Source organism: Brucella sp. JSBI001, assembly GCF_026014005.1.
Classification (GTDB): domain Bacteria; phylum Pseudomonadota; class Alphaproteobacteria; order Rhizobiales; family Rhizobiaceae; genus Brucella; species Brucella anthropi.
In genome coordinates, this window is record NZ_CP110339.1 from 1860908 (window position 1) to 1881105 (window position 20198).

Sequence of the window (20198 nt, forward strand, 5' to 3'; positions counted from 1 at the left end):
ATGCAGGGAAGTCAGATAAGATTGCCGGGCTTGACCATCAATCTTCTGGGACCGGCGCCTTGCTGACCGAGGATGTCATCCGGATTTCGCAACGGGCATTCGGACAGCGAGAGACAACCGCAGCCGATGCAACTCGTAATCTGGTCACGAAGCTGCATCAGACTGTCGATGCGTTCCTGAAGCATGTCTTTCCAGGCTTCCGAAAAACGTCTCCAGTCCTCTGCCGTCGGTACGTGGTCGTGGGGAAGGTCTTCCAGCGCTTCACGAATGATCGCAAGCGGGATGCCCGCACGTTGCGCGATCTTGATAATGGCGATGCGGCGCAGCACGGCACGGTGATAGCGGCGCTGGTTGCCCTCTGTGCGCCAGCCCTCGATGAGCCCCTTGGTTTCATAGAAATGGACCGTAGATACCGCCACGCCGGCGCGCCGGGAAACGTCACCAACCGTCAGGCTTTTCTTGAGACCTGAATGTTCCATATCGTCAAACTCGATCATGCCGAATGTGTAGGCCGCAGCCCCGCACAATTGCAAGACGCGTCATAAATCCGCATCATGTCTCAACGCGCGATAATTGCGGCGTGCCCATAGCAACGGGCGCGAATGCAGCGGCAGATCGGTATTCGTTACCAGCCCGGCAAAAAGCGTGTGATCCGCCATTGGAACGTTGCCCGCCAGTTCGCAGTCAATGGCAGCCGAAGCCCCGAAAAGACGCGGTCTCCCAGACGGCCATTCGCCCCACACACCAATGAGAAATCTCTGCGCGGGGGGAACCTTTCCCGCGAAGGCATCGCCGATCATCTCCTGCCCTTCCGCGAGCATGGCGAGCGAGAAGCCGCCATCAGAAAGGATCGCCGTTGCCAGCGCGCTGTCGCTTTTCACCGAAACCAAAACCATGGGCGGCTCGGCGGAAAGCGACAACACCGCTGTCACCGTGCGACCGTGGGCTTCACCGGCATCGCATGAGGTCAGCACGGACACTGTTGCGGCCATCCGCGACATCGCATCCGCGAACTCTCCCTTCGAAACGGCGCCGATTGCGTCGCGGTCTATATGCAGCACGTTTCTGTTCATCATCTCAGGCAACCTTCGGCTTCTGTCCCTGATAGCGCCGGTCGGAAACGCCCCGCAGCGCTTCCGACCGGCCATGGCCTCACGTCGGGATGTCCGTTCGGCCATATCGTTTCCAAACAGCTATTCGGAATGCTGTTTCAGATAGGCGATCATGTTTTCGAGGTCTTTCTCCCTGGTCAGTCCGGCAAAAGCCATCCAGGTGCCTTTCACCATGGCCTGCGGCTTCCTGAGAAAAGCCTTCAATTCCTCGTCGTTCCAGACCAACCCCTCAGCAGCCGCCTTGCGCATCGCATCCGAATAGGGATAGCCCGGATAGGAGGCGGCCTTGCGGCCCACCACGCCTTTCAGTGATGGGCCGCGTTTGCTTTCGTCGGCATCCGCCGTGTGGCAGACGGAGCATCGCTTGAAGAGTTTTTCTCCCGCCGCAGCATCTGCCCCTTCACCAGAGGCAGCTGTCGAAACAAGAAGGACATTGGAAAAAGCAAGGGGAACAAAAAGAAGCGACAAGCGCATGGACGATACTCCAGATGATCGGCCATGCTTCTCTAGTTCCTCAACCTTGGTTGAGGTCAAGAGCAAATCTCGTCTGCTTCCTCATTTTTAGACAACGCTCGTGGAAAAATTCGCAGCAGCGCTCAACACAGCCCGTATCGATGCGGTTGCGATATCGTCGTCGATCCCGACGCCGAAAACTTTCCGTCCATCATGCGTACGGCATTCGATATAAGCCGCAGCCTGCGCGTAGGTGCCCTTTTTCAATGAATGTTCGTGATAGTCGACGATTTCCAGATCGATATCGCAACCGGCCTGCAATGCCGAGACCGCACTTGATATCAAACCATTGCCGTGCCCGGTTATGGCGATTTCCTGCCCGCGATGCCGAATGCGCCCGGCGAAGACACGCGCCTCTCCGCTCCGTGCGGGCCTGCTTTCCTTGTAGTTCAGCAGCTCAAAATCAGCATTCTCTTCCAGATGATAGACATCGTGGAACAGCGACCAGATCATTTCCGCGGTCGTTTCCTTGCCGGTATCGTCGGCGAATGCCTGCACGCGACGGCTGAAATCGATTTGCAGCGGGCGCGGCAGTTTCAGCCCCCGGTCCTGCTCCAGCACCCATGCTACGCCGCCCTTGCCCGACTGGCTGTTTACGCGGATGACGGCTTCATAGCTTTCACCGATATCTTTCGGATCAATGGGCAGATAGGGCATTTCCCATATGCCGTCATTGCGGCTTTGATGCGCGGCAAAACCCTTGCGGATCGCATCCTGATGCGAGCCGGAAAAAGCTGTATGGACCAGTTCGCCAACATAGGGGTGGCGCGGATGAACCGGCAAGTCATTGCAATGTTCGACCGTTCGCACGACGGAGCGCATCTCCGGGAAATAAAGCTTTGGGTCGATGCCCTGCGTATAGAAATTGAGCGCCAGCGTAACGAGATCGACATTGCCAGTGCGCTCGCCATTGCCGAACAGGCAACCCTCGACACGATCAGCGCCTGCCAGCAAGGCCTGTTCCGTAGCAGCCACTGCCGTCCCCCGGTCATTGTGCGGATGCACGCTTATAATGACGCTGTCGCGGCGCGACAGGTTGCGGCAGAACCATTCGATCTGGTCCGCATAGACATTCGGCATTGCCACTTCTACCGTAGCCGGCAGGTTGAGGATCGCCTTATCTTCGGGCGTTGGCTGCCAGACATCCAGAACACGTTCGCAGATTTCCAGCGCGAAATCAGGCTCGGTAAAGCAGAAGGTTTCCGGCGAATATTCGAAAGTCCAGCGTGTCTCTGGTTGTTTCCGGCTTTCTTCCAGCATGGCAGTTACCCCACTGACAGCCAGATCGATGATCTCCTCCTTTTCCATATTGAACACCACGCGACGAAACAGCGGCGCGGTTGCATTATAAAGATGAACGATGGCCCGACGGGCACCGCGCAGGGATTCGAAAGTGCGCGCGATGAGGTCAGCGCGCGACTGAGTGAGCACCTGAATGGTCACATCGTCGGGTATGAGTTCCTCTTCGATCAGCCGACGAACAAAGTTGAACTCCGTCTGCGAAGCGGAAGGAAACGCAACCTCGATTTCCTTGAAACCGATTTCCAGAAGCATGCGATAGAAACGCATTTTCTTCTCGCCGTCCATCGGGTCGGCGAGCGCCTGATTGCCGTCGCGCAGGTCCGTCGAGACCCAGCGCGGCGGCTGCGTCAGCCGTCGGTTCGGCCACTGGCGATCCGGCAATTCGACCGGAGATATGAAAGGACGGTATTTGCTATCCGGGTTTTGCATCATGACAATAGTTCCTTCGGCTGCGGAGCAGCAGCTGCGACAATTGGGAAAGGGGATTGACGGCAGGTTACGACCGCCGGGATGCCATCAGGCCCAACGGTCGCCGGTAGGTCGAAGGAGAAGAAGCGAAAAAGCCAGGCGTGCGCCGCCAGCCGGAGCGTTCAAATCCGTTGAAACAAGTGTCTTGTGGCTGGCGCAAGCGGACACTGCGGGGCTCTCTTAAAAATGGCTTCTCCACACCATCATATGTGAATGGATATTGGCATTCCTGCGCTTTAAGGCCATTCTTGAGCGTAAAAGGGTCAATCCATGTCACTGAATCATCCGGCGCCCCTTGCACTCGCCATATCCGCCATCGCGCAGGACGATGCATCCTTTACAGGGCCGCCGCACCGTCACCGCGATGCGCAATTGATCTATGCGCGGTCCGGCGTGGTAACCGTTGCAACCGAAAACGGGAGCTGGGTCGTTCCTCCCAATCGCGCCGTGTGGGTGCCACCGATGGTGGAGCACGCAACCCGCAGCCACGGACCTGTTCAGTTTCGTACGATCTTTATCCACCCGGATGCCGCTCGATCCCTCCCCTCATCCTGCGGCGTGGTGGAAGTTTCTTCCTTGCTGCGCGAACTGATCCTGCGTCTTGTGGAATTGCAGGGCCGGCCAGCTACTCCCTTCGCTCAACGTGTCTGCGAATTGCTGTTGGAGGAACTCACTTTTCTGCCCGCCGAACCCCTCAGTCTTTCCGTGCCATCGGATCACCGGCTCCGCACCCTTTGCCAGACGCTGCAAGCGGAACCCGATACGGAGTTATCGCTCGATGCTGCCGCCTCGCGGGCGGGAATGAGCAGGCGCAGTTTCATGCGTCATTTCGAGCGTGAAACCGGCATGACCTACGGTCGCTGGCGGCAGCAGGCCCGCTTGCTTGCTGCATTGCCTGCGCTTGCCGCAGGCGTGCCTGTCGTGACCGTGGCGCTGGATTGCGGATACCAAAGCGCAAGCGCTTTCGCCGCAACGTTCAAGCGCAGCCTCGGACGAAGCCCCGCAAGTTATTTCGAGTGAAATATTCACAGAACAGCCTGATGACACTCGCCAAGAACGACAATATTTTCAATCGCTTATCGCTCCGAGGCGTGCACGGATGAGCTTTCCAACATGGATTTCAGCGTCTTAGTCGAAGGGAGAAATTGACAGTCCGCCTTTCCATCATGTATCGATCTTTAGGCTTTGAACATCGTTCAATATATTGAACGATCGAAGGTTTCTCCCAAGGCCTTCTTTCAAAGCCATCGGTGCATCGGCTGCATCGGAGAATTACGGATACGCTTCCTTCCCAAGACAGAAGCAGGTCCGGGATAAGCCCAGCGTTGTGTGCCGGTGAGGAAATGAGAGACCTCGGCGCTGGTGAATGTAATAAGGGTGGAATGATGACAACAGAGATCAAGCCATTTTCGTTCGACACCGTCGGTTCGATGCTCGTCGAATGGAGCGCTGCGAAGCGCCTCGGCGAAATCCTCGGCGAACGGTTTTCCGAGCGCAATATTCTGATCGTGACGGACAAAGGCCTACACAAGGCAGGCGTTCTCGACCATGCACTGGCATCGTTGGAGAAAGCTGGTTTCGGTATCAGCGTTTTCGATGACGTGGTGGCCGATCCGCCGGAATCCGTGCTGTTTGCCTGCGTCGAGCAAGCAAAGACCGCTGGTTGCGACATCGTGCTCGGTTTGGGCGGCGGGTCGTCCATGGATATCGCCAAGCTCGCAGCAGTGCTGCTTGTCTCCGAACAGGAACTTTCCGAACTGTATGGTATCGGCAAGGTGCAGGGCAGTCGTCTTCCGCTGATTCAGATCCCGACCACAGCTGGAACCGGATCTGAAGTCACGAACATCACCATTCTGACGACCGGTGAAACCACGAAGATGGGCGTCGTTGCCCGTCAGCTCTACGCCGATTTCGTTATTCTCGATGCCGAACTGACCTGCGGCCTGCCTGCCCTGCATACAGCCGCAACCGGCATCGACGCCATGGTCCACGCAATCGAGGCCTATACAAGCCGGATCAAGAAGAACCCGCTGTCCGACGCATTTGCACGCGAAGCGCTGAAGCTTCTTTCGGCCAATCTGATCGCCGCTTGCGAAAACGGCAATGATCGTCATGCCCGTGAGGCCATGCTACTCGGCGCGAATTATGCCGGTCAGGCTTTCTCCAACTCGCCCGTCGGCGCTGTTCACGCGTTGGCTTATCCGCTCGGCGGCCACTACCATGTACCGCATGGCCTTTCCAATGCGCTGATGCTGGGGCCTGTGCTGCGTTACAACATGGCGGGCGCGGCCAAGCTCTATGCAGAGCTTGGCGATCTGCTGCTGGAGAAATCCGAAGGCACGACGGAAGAGCGTTCTGCGGCATTCGTCACCTATATGGAAGAGCTGATGAACAAGTCCGGCGCACCGCGCCGCCTGCGTGATGTCGGCGTGACGGAAGAAAGCCTCGAAATGCTCGCGCGCGACGCGATGCTGCAAACACGGCTTCTGGGTAACAACCCGGTCGATGTGACCGAGGCCGACGCTCTGGCGCTTTATCGCGAAGCTTTCTGATCAAACATAACGACCTGACGGACCGGACACCGGAGAAGCGAGCTGACAGCCGCTTCTCCGCAGTTTGTCTCTGTGTCTTTGGAGAATAAATTGAGCACTGAACGTATCGACGGTCAGGAGCAGCCCTATTGGCCTGCCGGACCATTCAAAATTCGCCTGCCTTTCGTTCACTACAAATTCGAATGGCCCGATTATTTTCAAGGGCTGCTGATGTGCGCAGTGGATCTGTCCGCCATCCCGCTCATGACTGAACTTCTTGGGATGCCTTTCGAGGTCGCCCTTGCTGTGGTCGTGCTGAACGGCTTGTTCTATCTTGCACATCATCTTCTGGGTGACCCCGTTGTTCCGGGCTGGATCACGCCTGCCATCCCGCTTCTGATGGCCTATTGCTCCACATTCGCCGAAGGTCCCGAACGCGTTCACGCTCTGGTCGCATTCCAGATGATGCTCGGCATATTCTCGATCTTTATCGGCGCGACGGGCATGGCGCATCGGGTGGTGCAGCTTATTCCCGCCGCCATCAAGGCAGGTATCATTGTCGGCGCGGGATTTGCCGCCGTGATATCGGTTTTCCAGCTGGGCGGACGTTTCGATACGTTCCCGTTCACGATCACCATTGCTGTTGGCCTCGGCTTCTACGTCATCTTCTCTCGCCATTTTGCGCGTATCAAGAACAGTAATCCGGTGCTTGCCATTGTCGGAAAGCTTGGTGTGTTCCCGATTATTCTGCTCGCTGTCGTTATCGCCCCCCTCTTCGGTGAAGCACAGTGGCCAAAGCTTGAATGGTCGATCACAAGTCCGGATTTCACCACGCTTTGGCGCGAATATACGGTTTTCGGCCTCGGCTTGCCGCCGCTTTCGATGTTCCTCAGCGCAATCCCGACAATGCTTGCGGCCTATATCGTCGTGTTCGGCGATGTCCTGCAAAGCCGCGCCATTCTGAAGGAAGCCGATGAAGCGCGTCCTGATGAAAAAGTGGACTACAACCCCGACCGGGCGCATCTCATTTTTGGCGGACGCAATGCTGCAATGAGTGTTCTTGGACCGGATGTATGCATGTGCGGCCCGCTCTGGTCGGCTATGCACGTCGTCATCACCGAGCGTTTTTCGCAAGGAAAGAAGGCCATGCATTCGATCTTTGGTGGCGCAGGCTCATTTCGCTGGGGCACCAATACCGGCTTGTTTCTGATGCCGATCGTCACTCTGGTGCAGCCGATCCTTGGCGTCGCACTCGCCCTCACCTTGCTTATTCAGGGATATGTTTCGGTTCGCGTCGGCATTCTCGAAGCACGTTCCCAACGCGATCTTGGCATTGCCGGCGTGGTCGGTGCGGTTCTTGCCACTCGCGGTGCGGCCTGGGCTTTTGCGACCGGTGTCGTCCTCTGCCTTTTGATATATGGCCGTGACTTCTTCCGTGGTGAAGTAGACAACACTTTTACCAAAGACAACTGACCGATAGCCCTCCCCGTCCTACCGGGAGGGCTTCTGGTTTTTATCCACTCACGACTTCAGGCAACGGTCGATCCACTGTCATCGCATGATCGAGAACCCGTTGCAGATTGGCGGCGTGACGGAAACTCGGTTCCAGTTCCGCACCATCGGCCACAGCACGCGCAAAGCGCTGATAGTTCGTCTCCACCGTTCCCGCATCGATGTCCCGCCAGACTGGCGTTTCAATGTCCTCGCCGATGGAACCGCGCAGGCTTGAGCCTGTAGGTGTGTGGAGAATTTCCAGCGCACCCTTGTCGCCATGGATCCGCAGCCGCAGCTCGTTCAGGTGCCCCGTCGCCCAACGGCTGGCGTGAATGACACCCAGCGCGCCATTGGCATATTCCGCCATCATGACGAAGCTGTCATTCGCATCGAGCACATACTCACCGATATGGTTGTTATCCGCCTTTTCAAATGTCTTGAGACGTGCCGAGGCCCGCGCCACATCGCTGCCGATAGCATAGCTGGAAAAGTCGAGAATATGGATGCCGACATCGCCCAGAACACCGTTCGAACCATGCTTGGTCGAAAGGCGCCAGAGCCATTTGCTTTCGGTTTTCCAGTCGCCCCATGTCTTCGAGACCAGCCAGCTTTGCAGATAGGACGCCTCGAAATGGCGCACCTGGCCGATCTCACCCGCCATCACCATGTCGCGCGCCTTTTGCAGGGGCGCGACATTGCGATAGGTCAGATTGACCATGTTGATGACATTGGCCTGCTCGGCAGCATCCGCCATTTCAGCGGCTTTTTCGTAGCTTTCTGCAAGCGGTTTTTCGCAGAAGACATGCTTTCCCGCGCCCACCAGCGCAAGTGTGGTCGGATGATGAATGGCATCCGGCGTGACATTGGCAACTGCATCGAAACGGCCCCACTCCAGCGCATCCTCAAGCCGCGTGAAGCGGTTGTGGATGTCGTGATTTTCAGAGAAGCCATCGACACGCTCCGCCGAAACGTCACATGCGGCAACCACCTCGACGCCCTCGATGGCCTTGAAGGCTTCGGCATGGTTCTTCGCCATGCCGCCTGTTCCCAGAATAAGAAGACGCATCATGCACCTCAACGATAACCGGCTTCGCCCGGCTTGTGCAGTTTAGGCCCACGCTCGACAATCGGCTCTGGTGCCTTGTCGACTGGAACATTCGGCGCGGTGTGAATGCCCGTCCATGCCGGTTGCGGATTGTAGGCCCATTTGACCGAGTTGCGCAGAACCGTCTGCACATTCGCATCATGATAGGTTGGGTAGGTTTCATGACCGGGGCGGAAATAGAACACATTGCCCGCACCGCGCCGCCAGGTCATGCCGGAGCGGAAGACTTCACCGCCCGCAAACCACGAGATGAAAACGGTTTCGAGCGGTTCCGGCACGGAAAACTGTTCACCGTACATTTCCTCGTTCTCAAGCACAAAGTTCTCGTCCAGCCCCTGTGTGATCGGATGGCCGCGATTGACCACCCAGAGCCGCTCGCGCTCGCCCGCTTCACGCCATTTGAGCGCACAGGGCGTTCCCATCAGACGCTTGAATATTTTGGAGAAATGTCCGGAATGGAGCACGATCAGCCCCATGCCTTCGAAAACGCGCTTCGCGACGCGTTCCACAACCTCGTCACTGACGCCACCATGATCCTTGTGGCCCCACCAAACGAGCACGTCGGTCTTGGCGAGACGCTCTTCAGTCAAGCCGTGCTCCGGTTCCTGCAAGGTGGCAGTCGTCGCTTCGATGGCGCTATCCTCGCTCAGCGCCCTGGCGATAGTGTTGTGCATGCCGTCCGGATAAACCGAACGCACTGTTTCATTGATCTGCTCGTGAATGTTTTCACCCCAGACGATGGTACGAATAGGCACGAGTATTCTCCTTGCTGCGGGCATCACAACCCATTTGTCTCATGTGTCATTAAGCTTGGGAGGTCAGCGTCAGACGGCGCGGCCCTTTTCATCGAAACGATGAATGTTTTCACCCATCAGGGAAACCGAAAGCGTCTCACCTGATTTACGCGCTGCCACGTCGCTTTCGCGGACCACCAGCGGTTCCTCCAGGCCGAGATCGATATAGACATAGGTATCGGAACCGAGAATTTCGGTATGGATTACCTGACCGGTCCAGTGACCATTTTCGTGTACGATAGCGAGATGTTCGGGACGCAAACCCACCGTATGCGCGCCAAAAGGCTCACTATATCTGCCGGTCAGGAAATTCATCTTCGGTGATCCGATGAACCCGGCGACGAAAAGCGAATTTGGCTTTTCGTAAAGCTCGAGCGGCGTTCCGATCTGCTCCACGCGTCCGTCGCGCAGCACACAGATGCGGTCGGCCAGCGTCATCGCCTCCACCTGATCGTGCGTCACATAGATCATGGTGGTGTCTTCCATGCTCTGGTGGAGCTTGGCGATCTCAAGCCTTGTAGCCACACGTAGTGCCGCATCAAGGTTGGACAAGGGTTCATCGAAGAGGAACACTTTCGGATCGCGCACGATGGCACGACCAATCGCGACACGCTGCCGCTGCCCACCGGAAAGCTGGCGTGGCAGGCGCTCGAGATAAGGCGTCAACTGCAGCATCTCCGCAGCCTTGTGAATGCGGCTCTTGCACTCATCCTTGCTCTTGCCCGCGAGCTGCATGCCGAAGGCCATGTTCTCGTAGACTGTCATATGCGGATAAAGCGCATAGGACTGGAACACCATGGCGATGCCGCGCTTCGAAGGTGCGAAGCTGTTAACCACCGTTCCGTCGATGGACAGATCACCTGAAGAGATTTCCTCCAAGCCTGCAATGAGGCGCAACAGCGTGGACTTTCCGCAACCGGATGGACCAACGAAGACCATGAACTCGCCGGGTCGGATATCCATATCCACGCCCTTGATGACCTCGAAGTTACCGAAAGACTTGCGCACATCGCGCAACTGAAGTTCTGCCATGGTTGTACCTAACCCTTTACGCCGCCTGCCGTCAGACCGGACACGATCCGCCGCTGGAAGATGAGCACGAGGATGACGAGGGGAACCGTCACGATGACGGAAGCCGCCATGATGTTGCCCCAGGGGATTTCAAACTGACTGCTGCCGGACAGAAGCGCGATAGCCACAGGCACGGTGCGCTGGCTGCCCGAAGAGGTGAAGGTGAGCGCGAACAGGAACTCGTTCCATGCCGAGATGAAAGCGAGCAATCCGGTTGTCACCAGCGCCGGCCACATCAGTGGCATGAAAACACGCGTGATAATCACCCACGGCGATGCGCCATCCACGATGGCCGCTTCCTCAATCTCGATTGGCAGGTCACGCATGAAGGTGGTGAGGACCCAGACCGTAAACGGCAGCGTGAAGATCATATAGGAGAAGATCAGCGCCAGCGGCGTGTTGAAGATACCGAGAAAACGGATCAGCTCGAACAGACCCGCCAGAACGGCGATCTGCGGAAACATGGACACCGAAAGAATGGTGAGAAGCAACAAGCCCCGTCCGCGAAAACTCACACGCGCCAGCGCATAGGCAGCTGTCACCGCCAGCAACAGCGAGATTGCCACTACAACGGTCGCCACCAGCAGTGAATTACCAAGACTGCGTAGGAAGCTGCCCTGCGTGAGAACACCGGCATAATTGTCGAGCGAGAAACTGCTTGGCCAGTAATCGACCTGAAACAGCGCCGTCCCGGATTTGAGACTGGTGATGATCGCATAATAGAACGGGAACACCGCGATCAAAATGATGAGCGCCACCAGCAGATAGAAGCTGAGGGTTTTCACATAGTGCATCATGCTATTCCCCCCTGCTGCCGACATTGACGCGTCCGAAGAACATGTAGAGCACGGTGATAGCCGCAATGATGAGGAACAGCATCGTCGATGCCGCCGCGCCATAGGCGAATTTGTCAAAATCAAAGAGATTTTCGCGGGCGAAAACCGACATGGTCTTGGTCTGCGCATTATTCGGCGTCAGCACATAGATCAGGTCGAAGATGCGCAAGGCATCCAGCATACGGAAGATGATCGCCACCATCAGCGCTGGACGGATCAACGGCAGCGTCACACGCCAGAACACCTTGACCGGATGCACGCCATCGATCTTGGCCGCTTCGTAAATGTCGGATGGCACCATTTGCAGACCGGCCAGAATAAGCAGCGCCATGAAGGGCGTCGTCTTCCAGACATCAACAATCAGGATCGCGACCATCGCGGTGTCGGGATTGGCCGTCCAGGCGATCTTCTGGCTGATGAGGCCCAGATTGAGCAGGATATGATTGAGGATGCCGAACTGGTCGTTGAGCATCCAGCCCCACATCTTGGCTGAAACAATCGTCGGGATTGCCCACGGGATCAGGATTGCGGCGCGCACGAGCCCACGCCCCCGGAAATTCGCGTTCAGCACCAGAGCGACGATCAATCCAAAAATCGTTTCAAGGCTGACCGACAGAATAGTGAACCGGATCGTGTTCCAGACCGCACCCCACCAGGCGGGATCAGCCAGAAGACCGCGATAGACGGTACGCCCGCTCTTGAGCGTCACCCAGGACAGATAATTGTTAAAGCCAACGAATTCCGCCGTACCGAGGCTCGTCAGCGATGCATTGGTGAAACTGAAATAGATGGTCCGCAGCAGCGGCCAGCCAGCCACCAGCGCCAGCACGATCAGTGTTGGTGCGAGAAACACCCATGCCGACCGGATACGTTGCGCGCGCAGATCGGAGTGAACCCGGCTTTTTGTGGCCGAGCTCCCCGACATATCGAGAGAAGTCTCCGTCATGATCCCACTCTTGGTCCTGCTCAGAGAAACTGGAGCGTCCGGGCTGCCCTTTTCGGGGGCTTGGGAGGACAACCCGGACGCGGCTTGATCGGTCCCTACCAGCCGGAGCCTTCCAGCTCAGTCAGCTCGACCTCAAGCATTTCGAGATTCTCCGCAGCCGTACCGTTGCCCGAGAGCGTCTTGTGCACGGCAGTCCAGAATTTCGATGACACTTCGTTGTATTTCACCTTTGTCGCAGCCGACGGGCGCGGCACTGCATTCTGGAAGATCGGCTTCCAGTTAGCCATGAAAGGCTGCGCTGCAATGATATCCTTGTCGTCGTAAAGCGCTTCAATGGTTGGCAGGCGCGAAATCTGGACCGCCTGCACCTTCTGCACTTCCGGCGAAGCCAGATATTTCACCAGCGCGATGGCAGCATCCTGTTTGGTGGAATATTTGGAAACGGCAAGATTCCAGCCGCCAAGCGTCGAGGATGGCGCATCACCCTCCGCACCGGCAGGCAATGGCGCAACGTCGAACTTGCCTTTCACGCCGCTATCGGCACTGTTGCCAAGCGCATAGGCATAAGGCCAGTTGCGCATGAAGACGGCATTGCCGGTCTGCCAGACGCCACGCGATTCCTCTTCCTGATAGGCGAGTGCGCCCTGCGGCGATATCGAACCGATCCAGCCCTTGGCGCGATCGATCGCTGCCGCAGCCTTTTCATTGTTGATGGAAATCGTGCCGTCGGCTTCGACGATCTGGCCGCCACCCGACGACTTTACCCATTCGAGCGCATTACAGGTCAGGCCCTCATAGGCATTGCCCTGAAACACGAAACCCCAGAGATCGGACTTTCCCTCGGCCCGTTCCTTGTCCATGATTTCCTTGGCAGTCGCCGTCATCTCGTCCCAGGTCTTGGGAACCTGCTTGTTGTATTTTTCGAGGAGATCCTTGCGATAGAAAAGTGCCGGAGCGTCAGTATAGAATGGCAACGCAACCAGCTTTCCATTCACGGTCTGCGACGCGATAATGGACGGGAAATGCGCGCCCGTGACATCCTTGGTGGCTTCCGTCAGATCAACAAACTGTTCGGACAGCTGCGGCGCCCAGACTACATCCGTCTGGTAAACGTCGATATCGGCGTTACCGGCTGCAAGCCACAGACGATACTGGCTGAACTGCTCGCTGCTTGATGATGGCATCGAGACGATGTTGACCTTGTTGCCGGTATCCTTCTCGAACTTGACGATCTGCTCCTGCAGAAACTTGATGTTATTGCCCGTTGAATTGGCCGCGATGGAAATCTCCACCGCATGAGCGCTCACTGTCGCCAGACCAAATGCCACGCAGGCGAGCACACCCTGAAAAGCCTTCATTGTTCCCTCCTCCCATCCATTCTGTAAGCGGCTTGATAAAATCGAAAACGGTTTGGATGGCGAAAAGGTTGCAGAGGACCGCATTTCTGTCAAGCCGCAGATTCTGCACCATGCTTCACTTCATCCAACACCAACCATTAAACAGCGATATTTCAATGTCTTACCGTTCAGTTTCATTGTTGATTGTCGGTCTGGAGCCTTAGCTTCCCAAACATCACAAAGCGAAAACTGAAACAAACTTGAAATCGGTTTGGTTTTCGTGCACCCTATATGTTGCGGCAGTTCAAAGAACTCAACCGATCAATTGTTAATCGCAAGGAAGCGGCTATAATTCGCTGCCTTGCCTGCCTGAATAATTCGAAAGCCAAATGAAGCTCCGTGAATTCGCCAAACATCTCGGCCTCTCAGCCACGACCGTCAGCCGGGCGTTGAGCGGCTATCCCGAAGTGGCGGAAAGCACGCGCAAGCGGGTCATGGACGAGGCTGTACGTCTCGGTTACCGGCCTAACGTTAACGCGGTCAGACTGGTTACCGGGCGTGCCGGTGCAATCGGCGTCGTGATGGGCCGCAACAGCGAGTTTCACTTCGCCGAGTTCATGCGCGGCATGGCAGAACGGCTCAGTCAGGATGAAGTCGATATTCTCGTCAGCCCGATTGCAAACAACGGCACCGACGACGAAGTGCAGCTTTGCCGACGTCTGGCCACCAGCCATCGCGTCGATGCCATCATCGTGACATCTCCAAAGCCCAATGATGAGCGCATCCGCATGCTGCACGAACTGGGCATGCCATTCCTCGTGCACGGACGGTCTGAAACCGATATTCCGCATGCATGGCTCGACATCGACAATGAAGGCGCGGTTTACCGTTCGACTGCCCATCTGCTCGACCTCGGCCACCGTCGCATTGCAATGATAAACGGTCGCTACGGCTTCACCTTTTCGCTTCACCGCGACGAAGGCTACCGGAAAGCTCTCGAAAGCAGAGGCATCGCCTTCGATCCGGAACTTGTCGAGCACGGCGACTTCACGGACGAGATCGGCTATCGCCTCGCGCGCAAACTTCTGGAGCGCGATCCGCGCCCGACCGCGTTTGTTGCCGGCTCTATGATGACTGCGCTTGGCATATACCGGGCCGCGCGCTCCTTCGGCCTGACTATCGGCAAGGATATTTCCGTCATCGCCCATGACGATGTCATCTCGTTCCTGAGCGCCGACAATATGGTGCCGTCCCTGACCGCAACCCGCTCGTCGATGCGCGCTGCGGGAAAACGTTGCGCCGATCTCCTGATGGACATACTCGACGGACGCGCGGCAACTGACATCCATGAATTATGGCCGGTCGAACTGATCCTGCGAGAATCAGCAACCCGCGTGCCGGAATGGGCCTAGTAATATTCAAGATTTGACGCGATTTGTCAGATTCAGGCCGCTGGTGTAGATTTGTCGTGCAACGCGGAATTGGTTCAGCACGTAGAAATACGCATCCGAAACCAAACCGCGTTGCATGCGGTTTATATCGGAGTAAAAATTGCTTAGTGAACAATCTATTCTTCAAATTTCCATAGCGGTTACTATTCTGGTTGCTGGTTTCGGTGTCGTTTTCGGCCTGTTATCCGGCTCATTTTCTATCGTATTCGATGGTGTTTACATGTTGGCCGATGCTGCGATGAGCGGATTAGCTCTCCTCGTCTCACGCCTCATCGCCCTTTCTGCCTTACCGGAACAGCCACGCGGAAAATTGCGCGATCGCTTCACAATGGGCTTCTGGCACCTCGAACCGATGGTGCTTGGCCTTAACGGTATGATGCTCACCGGCGTTGCGATCTACGCGCTCATCAACGCAGTCGGCAGCCTGATGGATGGCGGACGCGATCTCGAATTCAGCTACGCGATTTTCTATGCCGTCGTTGCCCTGATTGCCTGCCTCGGTATGGCACTCCTGGAAATGCGCGCAAACCGAACCCTAAAATCAGATTTCGTCGCACTTGATGCCAAAGCCTGGATCATGTCCGGCGGCATAACCGCGGCACTTCTGATCGCTTTTTCGGTCGGCTATGCCATTGAAGGAACAGAACTCGGCTGGCTGACGCCCTATATCGATCCGGCAGTTCTCGCGGTTGTTTGTCTTGTCATCATCCCCATGCCAGTCGGCACGATCAGACAGGCATTGGCTGACATATTTCTTGTTACGCCTGTCGACCTTAAGCAGCATGTCGATGCGGTTGCGGAAGAGTTCGTCAAACGCAACGGCTTTCTGTCATACCGCGCTTATGTCGCCAAGGTCGGTCGCGGCAAGCAGATCGAACTCTATTTCATCGTTCCGCCCGATCTTCCGCCACGAAAGCTCGAGGAGTGGGATGCGTTACGCGACGAAATCGGTGATGCACTCGGCAGTGAGGGACCGGACCGGTGGTTGACCATCGCATTTACGACGGATGTGGAGTGGGCCGTCTGACCTGAATGGTTGTTACTCGTTCGTCAGCGACAACTGTCGGCGCAGCCGCATCGTGCGGCTGTCCCCCGGCTGACGAGGCAGCCGATTGAAAGCATTCAAATAATTGGTCTTGGTGCGCATGATGTGCGCCTCCAGTATTTCCCGCAATTCCTTGGGCTTGTCGGCATCGGCCAGCTCGATGATGGTGGCATGGTCGGCGAAGGATCGCGCAGGCTCGCCTTCGGCACCGATTGCCAGATGTGTCCGCAAGGCTGCGACGCGCCCCAGAATGCTGTCATAGGCACGGGCGAGATAGCGGTTACCGCAGACGCGGAAAAAGGCCAGATGGAATTCGGTGTCGCAACGCCCGTAAGCGCGCAGATCGTCCTCATCTATTGCCACACGCATAAGATCGTACTGCTTTTTCAATTGAGAGACGAGCTTCTTGCGATTGCCGATCAGCGCCAACCGCATGGCCAGATCTTCCAGCCCGACGCGGAAATCGCAAAGCTCGGCTATATCTTCCTGCGTCGGCGTGAAAACATAGGTGCCGGACTTCGGAACGATGTGAACCAGTTCCTGCATCTGCAGAATGTTGAGTGCCTCGCGCACCGGCGTGCGACTGACATCGAAAGCCGCAGCGAGCATGTCTTCAGAGAGGTTCTCTCCGAACTGAAACTCTGCATCGACAATGGCACCGCGAATACGTTCGGCGATGCTGCTTGCCAGCGACTTCTTGCTCTTGCCTCGAATCTCTCTCATGTCCGAATCTTACAGACGCCTCATTGCGACGTATAGAGCGGTTGAAACCGCATTCAAATTACACCCATCAACGATAACGGGCCCGGCCGAAAACCGGACCCGTCAATCTGATTAGTCCCGTTTGGCTTTCAGGCTCATACAGAGGAAGAAGCCAAGGATCGGGAAGATGGACAAAGCCAGCAGCGACAGCGAGAAGCTGTCAGTCGTGGATTTGACCCAGCCGACCAGATAGGGCCCTGTGAACCCGCCAAGCTGTGCAAAGCCATTGATGGCCGCAAGTCCACCAGCGGCAGCGGCGCCGGACAGGAATTGCGTCGGCAGCGTCCAGAACACGCCGAGATAGGACCACAGGAAGAACGCGCAGACCGACAGGAGCACGAGGCTCAGGATCGGCGACGGAGCCAGCGCGCTGGCGGCAAGAAAGACACCGCCGAACAGGCCGGCAATTGCCGTGTGGATCTTGCGCTCGCCGGTACGATCCGAACTGCGCGAAATCACGACAAGTCCGATCGCGGCAAACACGAACGGAATGGCCGAAATGAGCCCGGTCTGCGCTGCGGTATAATCGCCAAGGCTCTTTACGATCTGCGGCAACCACATGATCACGCCGTAAACAGCGATACCGTTGAACATATAAACCAGCGTCAGAAGCCAGACGCGGTAATCGCTGAACACTTCTTTCAGCGAGTGACGGGTATCGGCCTGCTTGCCTGCATTTTCCTTGGCAAGTTCGGCCATCAGCCATGCGCGTTCGTCGGCGGTGAGCCAGCGCTTGTCCTTTTCCGGACTGTCGACCAGATAGAAGAAGGTCACGACACCGAGGATCACGGCGGGAAGCCCTTCAAGAATGAACATCGCCTGCCAGCCATGCAAACCGAAAAGCCCCTCGCCCGCATCCATCAGCCAGCCGGAGAACGGTGCGCCCACGACGATGGAAAGCACGGTTGCAGTCATGAACAGGGCCGTTGCGCGACCACGTTCCTTGGCCGGGAACCAGTAGGTCAGATAAAGCAGAACGCCCGGCGCAAAACCGGCTTCTGCCACACCAAGCAGGAAGCGCAGAACATAGAACGAAACCGGGCCCTGCACGAAAGCCATGGCGCAGGACACGATCCCCCACGTGACCATGATGCGCGCAATCCAGACGCGCGAGCCGAGCTTGTGCAGCATCATGTTGCTCGGCACTTCGAACAGCATATAGCCAATGAAGAAAATACCCGCACCGATGCCGAACATATAGGGTGTCAGGCCGATATCATTGTTCATGTGAAGCGCGGCGTAGCCGATATTCACACGGTCGAGATAGTTGACGATAAAGCAGATAAAGCAGAACAGAACGATCCGCAGATTGAGCTTGCGAATGGTGCTGTCGCGCAGGTCGGGCGTTGCGCCGACCGCACTCAGAGTGGAATTGACCACGATGTCCTCCCAGGTCTCCGCTCACGTTCCAGCATGAGCGGCATGCAATAATCTTTGCGGGAGCTGTCACACGTTAATGCGCGCTCCCGTTCAGAGCTTCATCAGCGGAAATGGAACCGAGGCCAATCCGGCTCACTTCCAACAGATAGGCAATCCCGATCACGGACAGGCCACGAGCACTGATCCGGCCGTTATCGTCTCACTCCCACTGCAATGATTAGCGTGCAAACAACTACTTTACAAGTAGCATACAAAATCTTGTACCTTAGATTGACAGAAGTGTCCGCACGTGGCTTTTAAAGCCACTGTCGCCGAATGGTTGAGTCTGCAGATTCTCTTCGGTGACCTATGGGCGCGCAATAGCGTCCATCTTCGAGGAGGAAGATTTCATGACGACAAGTTCAACAGCGTTTCTAGCCGATTTTTTTGCAGACCGGGTGGTGCTTGTCACCGGCGGCGCATCGGGCATCGGCAAGGCCGTTGCTGAAAAGCTCATCGCGCTCAAGGCCAAGGTAGTGCTTTGGGATGTGAACGGCGCGCGCCTGCAGGAAATGGCGGACAAACATGGCGAGCAGGTTCTGACGGCCATTGTGGATGTCTCTAACAAGGCCGCAGTTGATCGCGCAGCGCATGATATCGCCGCCAAATGGGGTGGCATCGATCATCTCGTCAACAACGCAGGCATCATCGGTCAGCGCATGACCGTGAAGGAATTCGATGCGGACGAACTGGATCGGGTGCTGGCCGTCAATCTGAAAAGTGTATTCTACGTTTCCAGTGCTTTCCTCAACAATCCGGGCATCAAGCCGAGTAAATCGATTGTTGGCCTGTCTTCCATCGCCGGCCGTACCGGCGGCATGGTCGGCAATATCGCCTATGCGACGACCAAGGGAGCAATCGCTTCCTACACCTACGCACTCGCCAAGGAGCTTGCGCCGGAAATCCGCGTCAATGCGCTGGCGCCCGGAGTGATCGACACGGAAATCCAGAAGGACGTCTTTGCCGATCCCGCCAGTATCGCGAAAATGGCCGACCTCATTCCGTTGAAGCGGCTTGGAACTGCCGACGAAGTTGCAGACGCAGCCGTCTGGCTGCTGTCGCCGGGAGCGGCCTATATTACCGGTGTTGTGCTTGACGTTTCGGGCGGGCGATAAGGAGACAATGATGACGCAGGCAAAGACCCTGAAAAGCCTCATCGAAACCGGTCGCATCATTCAGGCGCCGGGCGCACCCGATCCGTTGACCGCTCGTCTCGTGCAGCAGGCAGGGTTTCCGGCCATTTACATGACCGGGTTCGGCGCGACGGCAAGCCGCCTCGGCACGCCCGATCTTGGTCTTCTCACACAAACCGAAATGACAACCCATGCGCGGGATATGACCCGCGTGGTGGATATTCCGGTCATCGCCGATGCCGATACTGGCTACGGCGGCCCGGCCAATATCGTTCGTACGGTGGAGGAATATATCCAGTCCGGTGTTGCCGCCATTCATCTGGAAGACCAGATGGCGCCGAAACGCTGTGGCCAGCTTGCCGGTATCCGGCTGATCCCCGCAGAAGAAAATGTGCGCCGCCTCAAATGCGCGATTGCGGCGCGCGCCGACAAGGACCTGCTCCTGATCGCCCGCACCGACGCCATGCCTGCGGCCGGTGCGGAAGAAGCCATCCGTCGCGCGAAAATGTATCAGGATACGGGTGTCGATCTTGTTTTCGTCGACGGCATCAAGACCATCGCGGAAGTCGAAGCTGTCGCCCGCCACGTCGACGGGCCGAAGGTCGTCAGCATTGTCGACGGCAACGAAACCGTGGCTCTGACGGCCACCGACCTCGAACAGATGGGCTTCAACGTCGTATTCTATGCACTTTCAACGCTTTTCTCGGCGGTGAAGGCGGTGAGCGACACGCTGTCAGTCCTCAAGCGCGACGGTACGCCGAAGGCCCGCTCCGGCGATATGATCACCTATCAGCAATATTGCGACATCGTTGATCTGAAGAAATTTCAGGATCTCGATGAGGAATATGGGTGGTCATAATCGGGTCAGCTGAGGCAGGC

General features: G+C 56.9%; 19 protein-coding genes. 7 read left to right on the top strand and 12 right to left on the bottom strand.

Annotated elements, in window-relative coordinates; translation table 11 throughout:
• Window positions 1–11: 11 nt before the first annotated feature.
• From soxR to leuA, 4 genes are all read right to left on the bottom strand, one after another.
• On the bottom strand, window positions 12–479 hold the full coding sequence (gene soxR / locus LJ361_RS08825; RefSeq protein WP_029376206.1) for a redox-sensitive transcriptional activator SoxR: 468 nt from the start codon (window positions 477–479) through the stop codon (window positions 12–14).
• 60 nt (window positions 480–539) lie between these two features.
• Window positions 540–1076 carry a flavin reductase family protein gene (locus LJ361_RS08830; protein WP_264813359.1) on the bottom strand — a complete coding sequence of 179 codons (537 nt, stop codon included), beginning with the start codon at window positions 1074–1076 and terminating at the stop codon, window positions 540–542.
• Between the two features lie 117 nt (window positions 1077–1193).
• Window positions 1194–1586, bottom strand: a complete 393-nt coding sequence (locus LJ361_RS08835) for a c-type cytochrome (RefSeq protein ID WP_151895808.1) — start codon at window positions 1584–1586, stop codon at window positions 1194–1196.
• An 87-nt stretch (window positions 1587–1673) separates the two neighbouring features.
• Window positions 1674–3359: a 2-isopropylmalate synthase gene (gene leuA / locus LJ361_RS08840; RefSeq protein WP_264813360.1), complete on the bottom strand. Its 1686-nt coding sequence runs from the start codon at window positions 3357–3359 to the stop codon at window positions 1674–1676.
• A 306-nt stretch (window positions 3360–3665) separates the two neighbouring features.
• Here leuA and LJ361_RS08845 point away from each other — a divergent pair, with 306 nt between their 5' ends.
• From LJ361_RS08845 to LJ361_RS08855, 3 genes are all read left to right on the top strand, one after another.
• Complete coding sequence (locus tag LJ361_RS08845; protein ID WP_010660908.1) at window positions 3666–4415, top strand: AraC family transcriptional regulator; 750 nt, start codon at window positions 3666–3668, stop codon at window positions 4413–4415.
• A gap of 362 nt (window positions 4416–4777) precedes the next feature.
• The gene (locus tag LJ361_RS08850) at window positions 4778–5947 is read left to right on the top strand and encodes an iron-containing alcohol dehydrogenase (RefSeq protein WP_036579386.1); all 1170 of its coding nucleotides are present in this window, start codon (window positions 4778–4780) and stop codon (window positions 5945–5947) included.
• A 90-nt stretch (window positions 5948–6037) separates the two neighbouring features.
• Entirely contained in the window at window positions 6038–7399 is a 1362-nt protein-coding gene (locus tag LJ361_RS08855; protein ID WP_036579387.1) for a hypothetical protein, read from the top strand.
• Window positions 7400–7439: 40 nt separating this feature from the next.
• On the opposite strand, the gene LJ361_RS08860 is transcribed toward LJ361_RS08855, so the two are convergent.
• The 6 genes from LJ361_RS08860 to LJ361_RS08885 all read right to left on the bottom strand — a co-directional run bounded on the left by LJ361_RS08860 (window position 7440) and on the right by LJ361_RS08885 (window position 13530).
• Complete coding sequence (locus LJ361_RS08860) at window positions 7440–8486, bottom strand: Gfo/Idh/MocA family protein (protein ID WP_036587161.1); 1047 nt, start codon at window positions 8484–8486, stop codon at window positions 7440–7442.
• Window positions 8487–8494: 8 nt separating this feature from the next.
• A complete protein-coding gene (locus LJ361_RS08865) occupies window positions 8495–9280 on the bottom strand; it encodes a ThuA domain-containing protein (protein WP_036579398.1) in 786 nt (261 codons plus the stop codon).
• 69 nt (window positions 9281–9349) lie between these two features.
• Window positions 9350–10351, bottom strand: a complete 1002-nt coding sequence (locus LJ361_RS08870; protein WP_036579401.1) for an ABC transporter ATP-binding protein — start codon at window positions 10349–10351, stop codon at window positions 9350–9352.
• A gap of 8 nt (window positions 10352–10359) precedes the next feature.
• The gene (locus tag LJ361_RS08875; protein ID WP_011982680.1) at window positions 10360–11187 is read right to left on the bottom strand and encodes a carbohydrate ABC transporter permease; all 828 of its coding nucleotides are present in this window, start codon (window positions 11185–11187) and stop codon (window positions 10360–10362) included.
• A gap of 1 nt (window position 11188) precedes the next feature.
• On the bottom strand, window positions 11189–12172 hold the full coding sequence (locus LJ361_RS08880; protein WP_036579402.1) for a carbohydrate ABC transporter permease: 984 nt from the start codon (window positions 12170–12172) through the stop codon (window positions 11189–11191).
• A gap of 95 nt (window positions 12173–12267) precedes the next feature.
• A complete protein-coding gene (locus LJ361_RS08885) occupies window positions 12268–13530 on the bottom strand; it encodes an ABC transporter substrate-binding protein (protein WP_036579404.1) in 1263 nt (420 codons plus the stop codon).
• Window positions 13531–13898: 368 nt separating this feature from the next.
• Between LJ361_RS08885 and LJ361_RS08890 the strand changes: the two genes are divergently transcribed.
• Entirely contained in the window at window positions 13899–14921 is a 1023-nt protein-coding gene (locus tag LJ361_RS08890; RefSeq protein ID WP_010660899.1) for a substrate-binding domain-containing protein, read from the top strand.
• A 139-nt stretch (window positions 14922–15060) separates the two neighbouring features.
• The gene (locus LJ361_RS08895) at window positions 15061–15987 is read left to right on the top strand and encodes a cation diffusion facilitator family transporter (protein WP_264813363.1); all 927 of its coding nucleotides are present in this window, start codon (window positions 15061–15063) and stop codon (window positions 15985–15987) included.
• A 12-nt stretch (window positions 15988–15999) separates the two neighbouring features.
• Here the strand turns inward: LJ361_RS08895 and LJ361_RS08900 are convergent, their stop codons facing one another.
• Both LJ361_RS08900 and LJ361_RS08905 read right to left on the bottom strand, forming a co-directional pair.
• A complete protein-coding gene (locus LJ361_RS08900) occupies window positions 16000–16728 on the bottom strand; it encodes a GntR family transcriptional regulator (RefSeq protein ID WP_036579409.1) in 729 nt (242 codons plus the stop codon).
• Between the two features lie 111 nt (window positions 16729–16839).
• Window positions 16840–18147 carry an MFS transporter gene (locus LJ361_RS08905; protein ID WP_010660896.1) on the bottom strand — a complete coding sequence of 436 codons (1308 nt, stop codon included), beginning with the start codon at window positions 18145–18147 and terminating at the stop codon, window positions 16840–16842.
• 389 nt (window positions 18148–18536) lie between these two features.
• On the opposite strand from LJ361_RS08905, the gene LJ361_RS08910 reads away from it, so the two are divergent.
• Together LJ361_RS08910 and LJ361_RS08915 are read left to right on the top strand one after the other, a co-directional pair.
• Window positions 18537–19301, top strand: coding sequence for an SDR family NAD(P)-dependent oxidoreductase (locus LJ361_RS08910; RefSeq protein WP_264813365.1), 765 nt, complete (start codon window positions 18537–18539; stop codon window positions 19299–19301).
• Between the two features lie 10 nt (window positions 19302–19311).
• A complete protein-coding gene (locus tag LJ361_RS08915; protein WP_029928084.1) occupies window positions 19312–20178 on the top strand; it encodes an isocitrate lyase/PEP mutase family protein in 867 nt (288 codons plus the stop codon).
• The last annotated feature ends 20 nt before the right edge of the window (window positions 20179–20198 follow it).

Coding starts and splice junctions, on each gene's coding strand:
- soxR (WP_029376206.1), bottom strand. CDS start 479: ATGGAACATTCAGGTCTCAAGAAAAGCCTGACGGTTGGTGACGTTTCC.
- LJ361_RS08830 (WP_264813359.1), bottom strand. CDS start 1,076: ATGATGAACAGAAACGTGCTGCATATAGACCGCGACGCAATCGGCGCC.
- LJ361_RS08835 (WP_151895808.1), bottom strand. CDS start 1,586: ATGCGCTTGTCGCTTCTTTTTGTTCCCCTTGCTTTTTCCAATGTCCTT.
- leuA (WP_264813360.1), bottom strand. CDS start 3,359: ATGATGCAAAACCCGGATAGCAAATACCGTCCTTTCATATCTCCGGTC.
- LJ361_RS08845 (WP_010660908.1), top strand. CDS start 3,666: ATGTCACTGAATCATCCGGCGCCCCTTGCACTCGCCATATCCGCCATC.
- LJ361_RS08850 (WP_036579386.1), top strand. CDS start 4,778: ATGATGACAACAGAGATCAAGCCATTTTCGTTCGACACCGTCGGTTCG.
- LJ361_RS08860 (WP_036587161.1), bottom strand. CDS start 8,486: ATGCGTCTTCTTATTCTGGGAACAGGCGGCATGGCGAAGAACCATGCC.
- LJ361_RS08870 (WP_036579401.1), bottom strand. CDS start 10,351: ATGGCAGAACTTCAGTTGCGCGATGTGCGCAAGTCTTTCGGTAACTTC.
- LJ361_RS08875 (WP_011982680.1), bottom strand. CDS start 11,187: ATGATGCACTATGTGAAAACCCTCAGCTTCTATCTGCTGGTGGCGCTC.
- LJ361_RS08880 (WP_036579402.1), bottom strand. CDS start 12,172: ATGACGGAGACTTCTCTCGATATGTCGGGGAGCTCGGCCACAAAAAGC.
- LJ361_RS08885 (WP_036579404.1), bottom strand. CDS start 13,530: ATGAAGGCTTTTCAGGGTGTGCTCGCCTGCGTGGCATTTGGTCTGGCG.
- LJ361_RS08890 (WP_010660899.1), top strand. CDS start 13,899: ATGAAGCTCCGTGAATTCGCCAAACATCTCGGCCTCTCAGCCACGACC.
- LJ361_RS08900 (WP_036579409.1), bottom strand. CDS start 16,728: ATGAGAGAGATTCGAGGCAAGAGCAAGAAGTCGCTGGCAAGCAGCATC.
- LJ361_RS08910 (WP_264813365.1), top strand. CDS start 18,537: ATGACGACAAGTTCAACAGCGTTTCTAGCCGATTTTTTTGCAGACCGG.
- LJ361_RS08915 (WP_029928084.1), top strand. CDS start 19,312: ATGACGCAGGCAAAGACCCTGAAAAGCCTCATCGAAACCGGTCGCATC.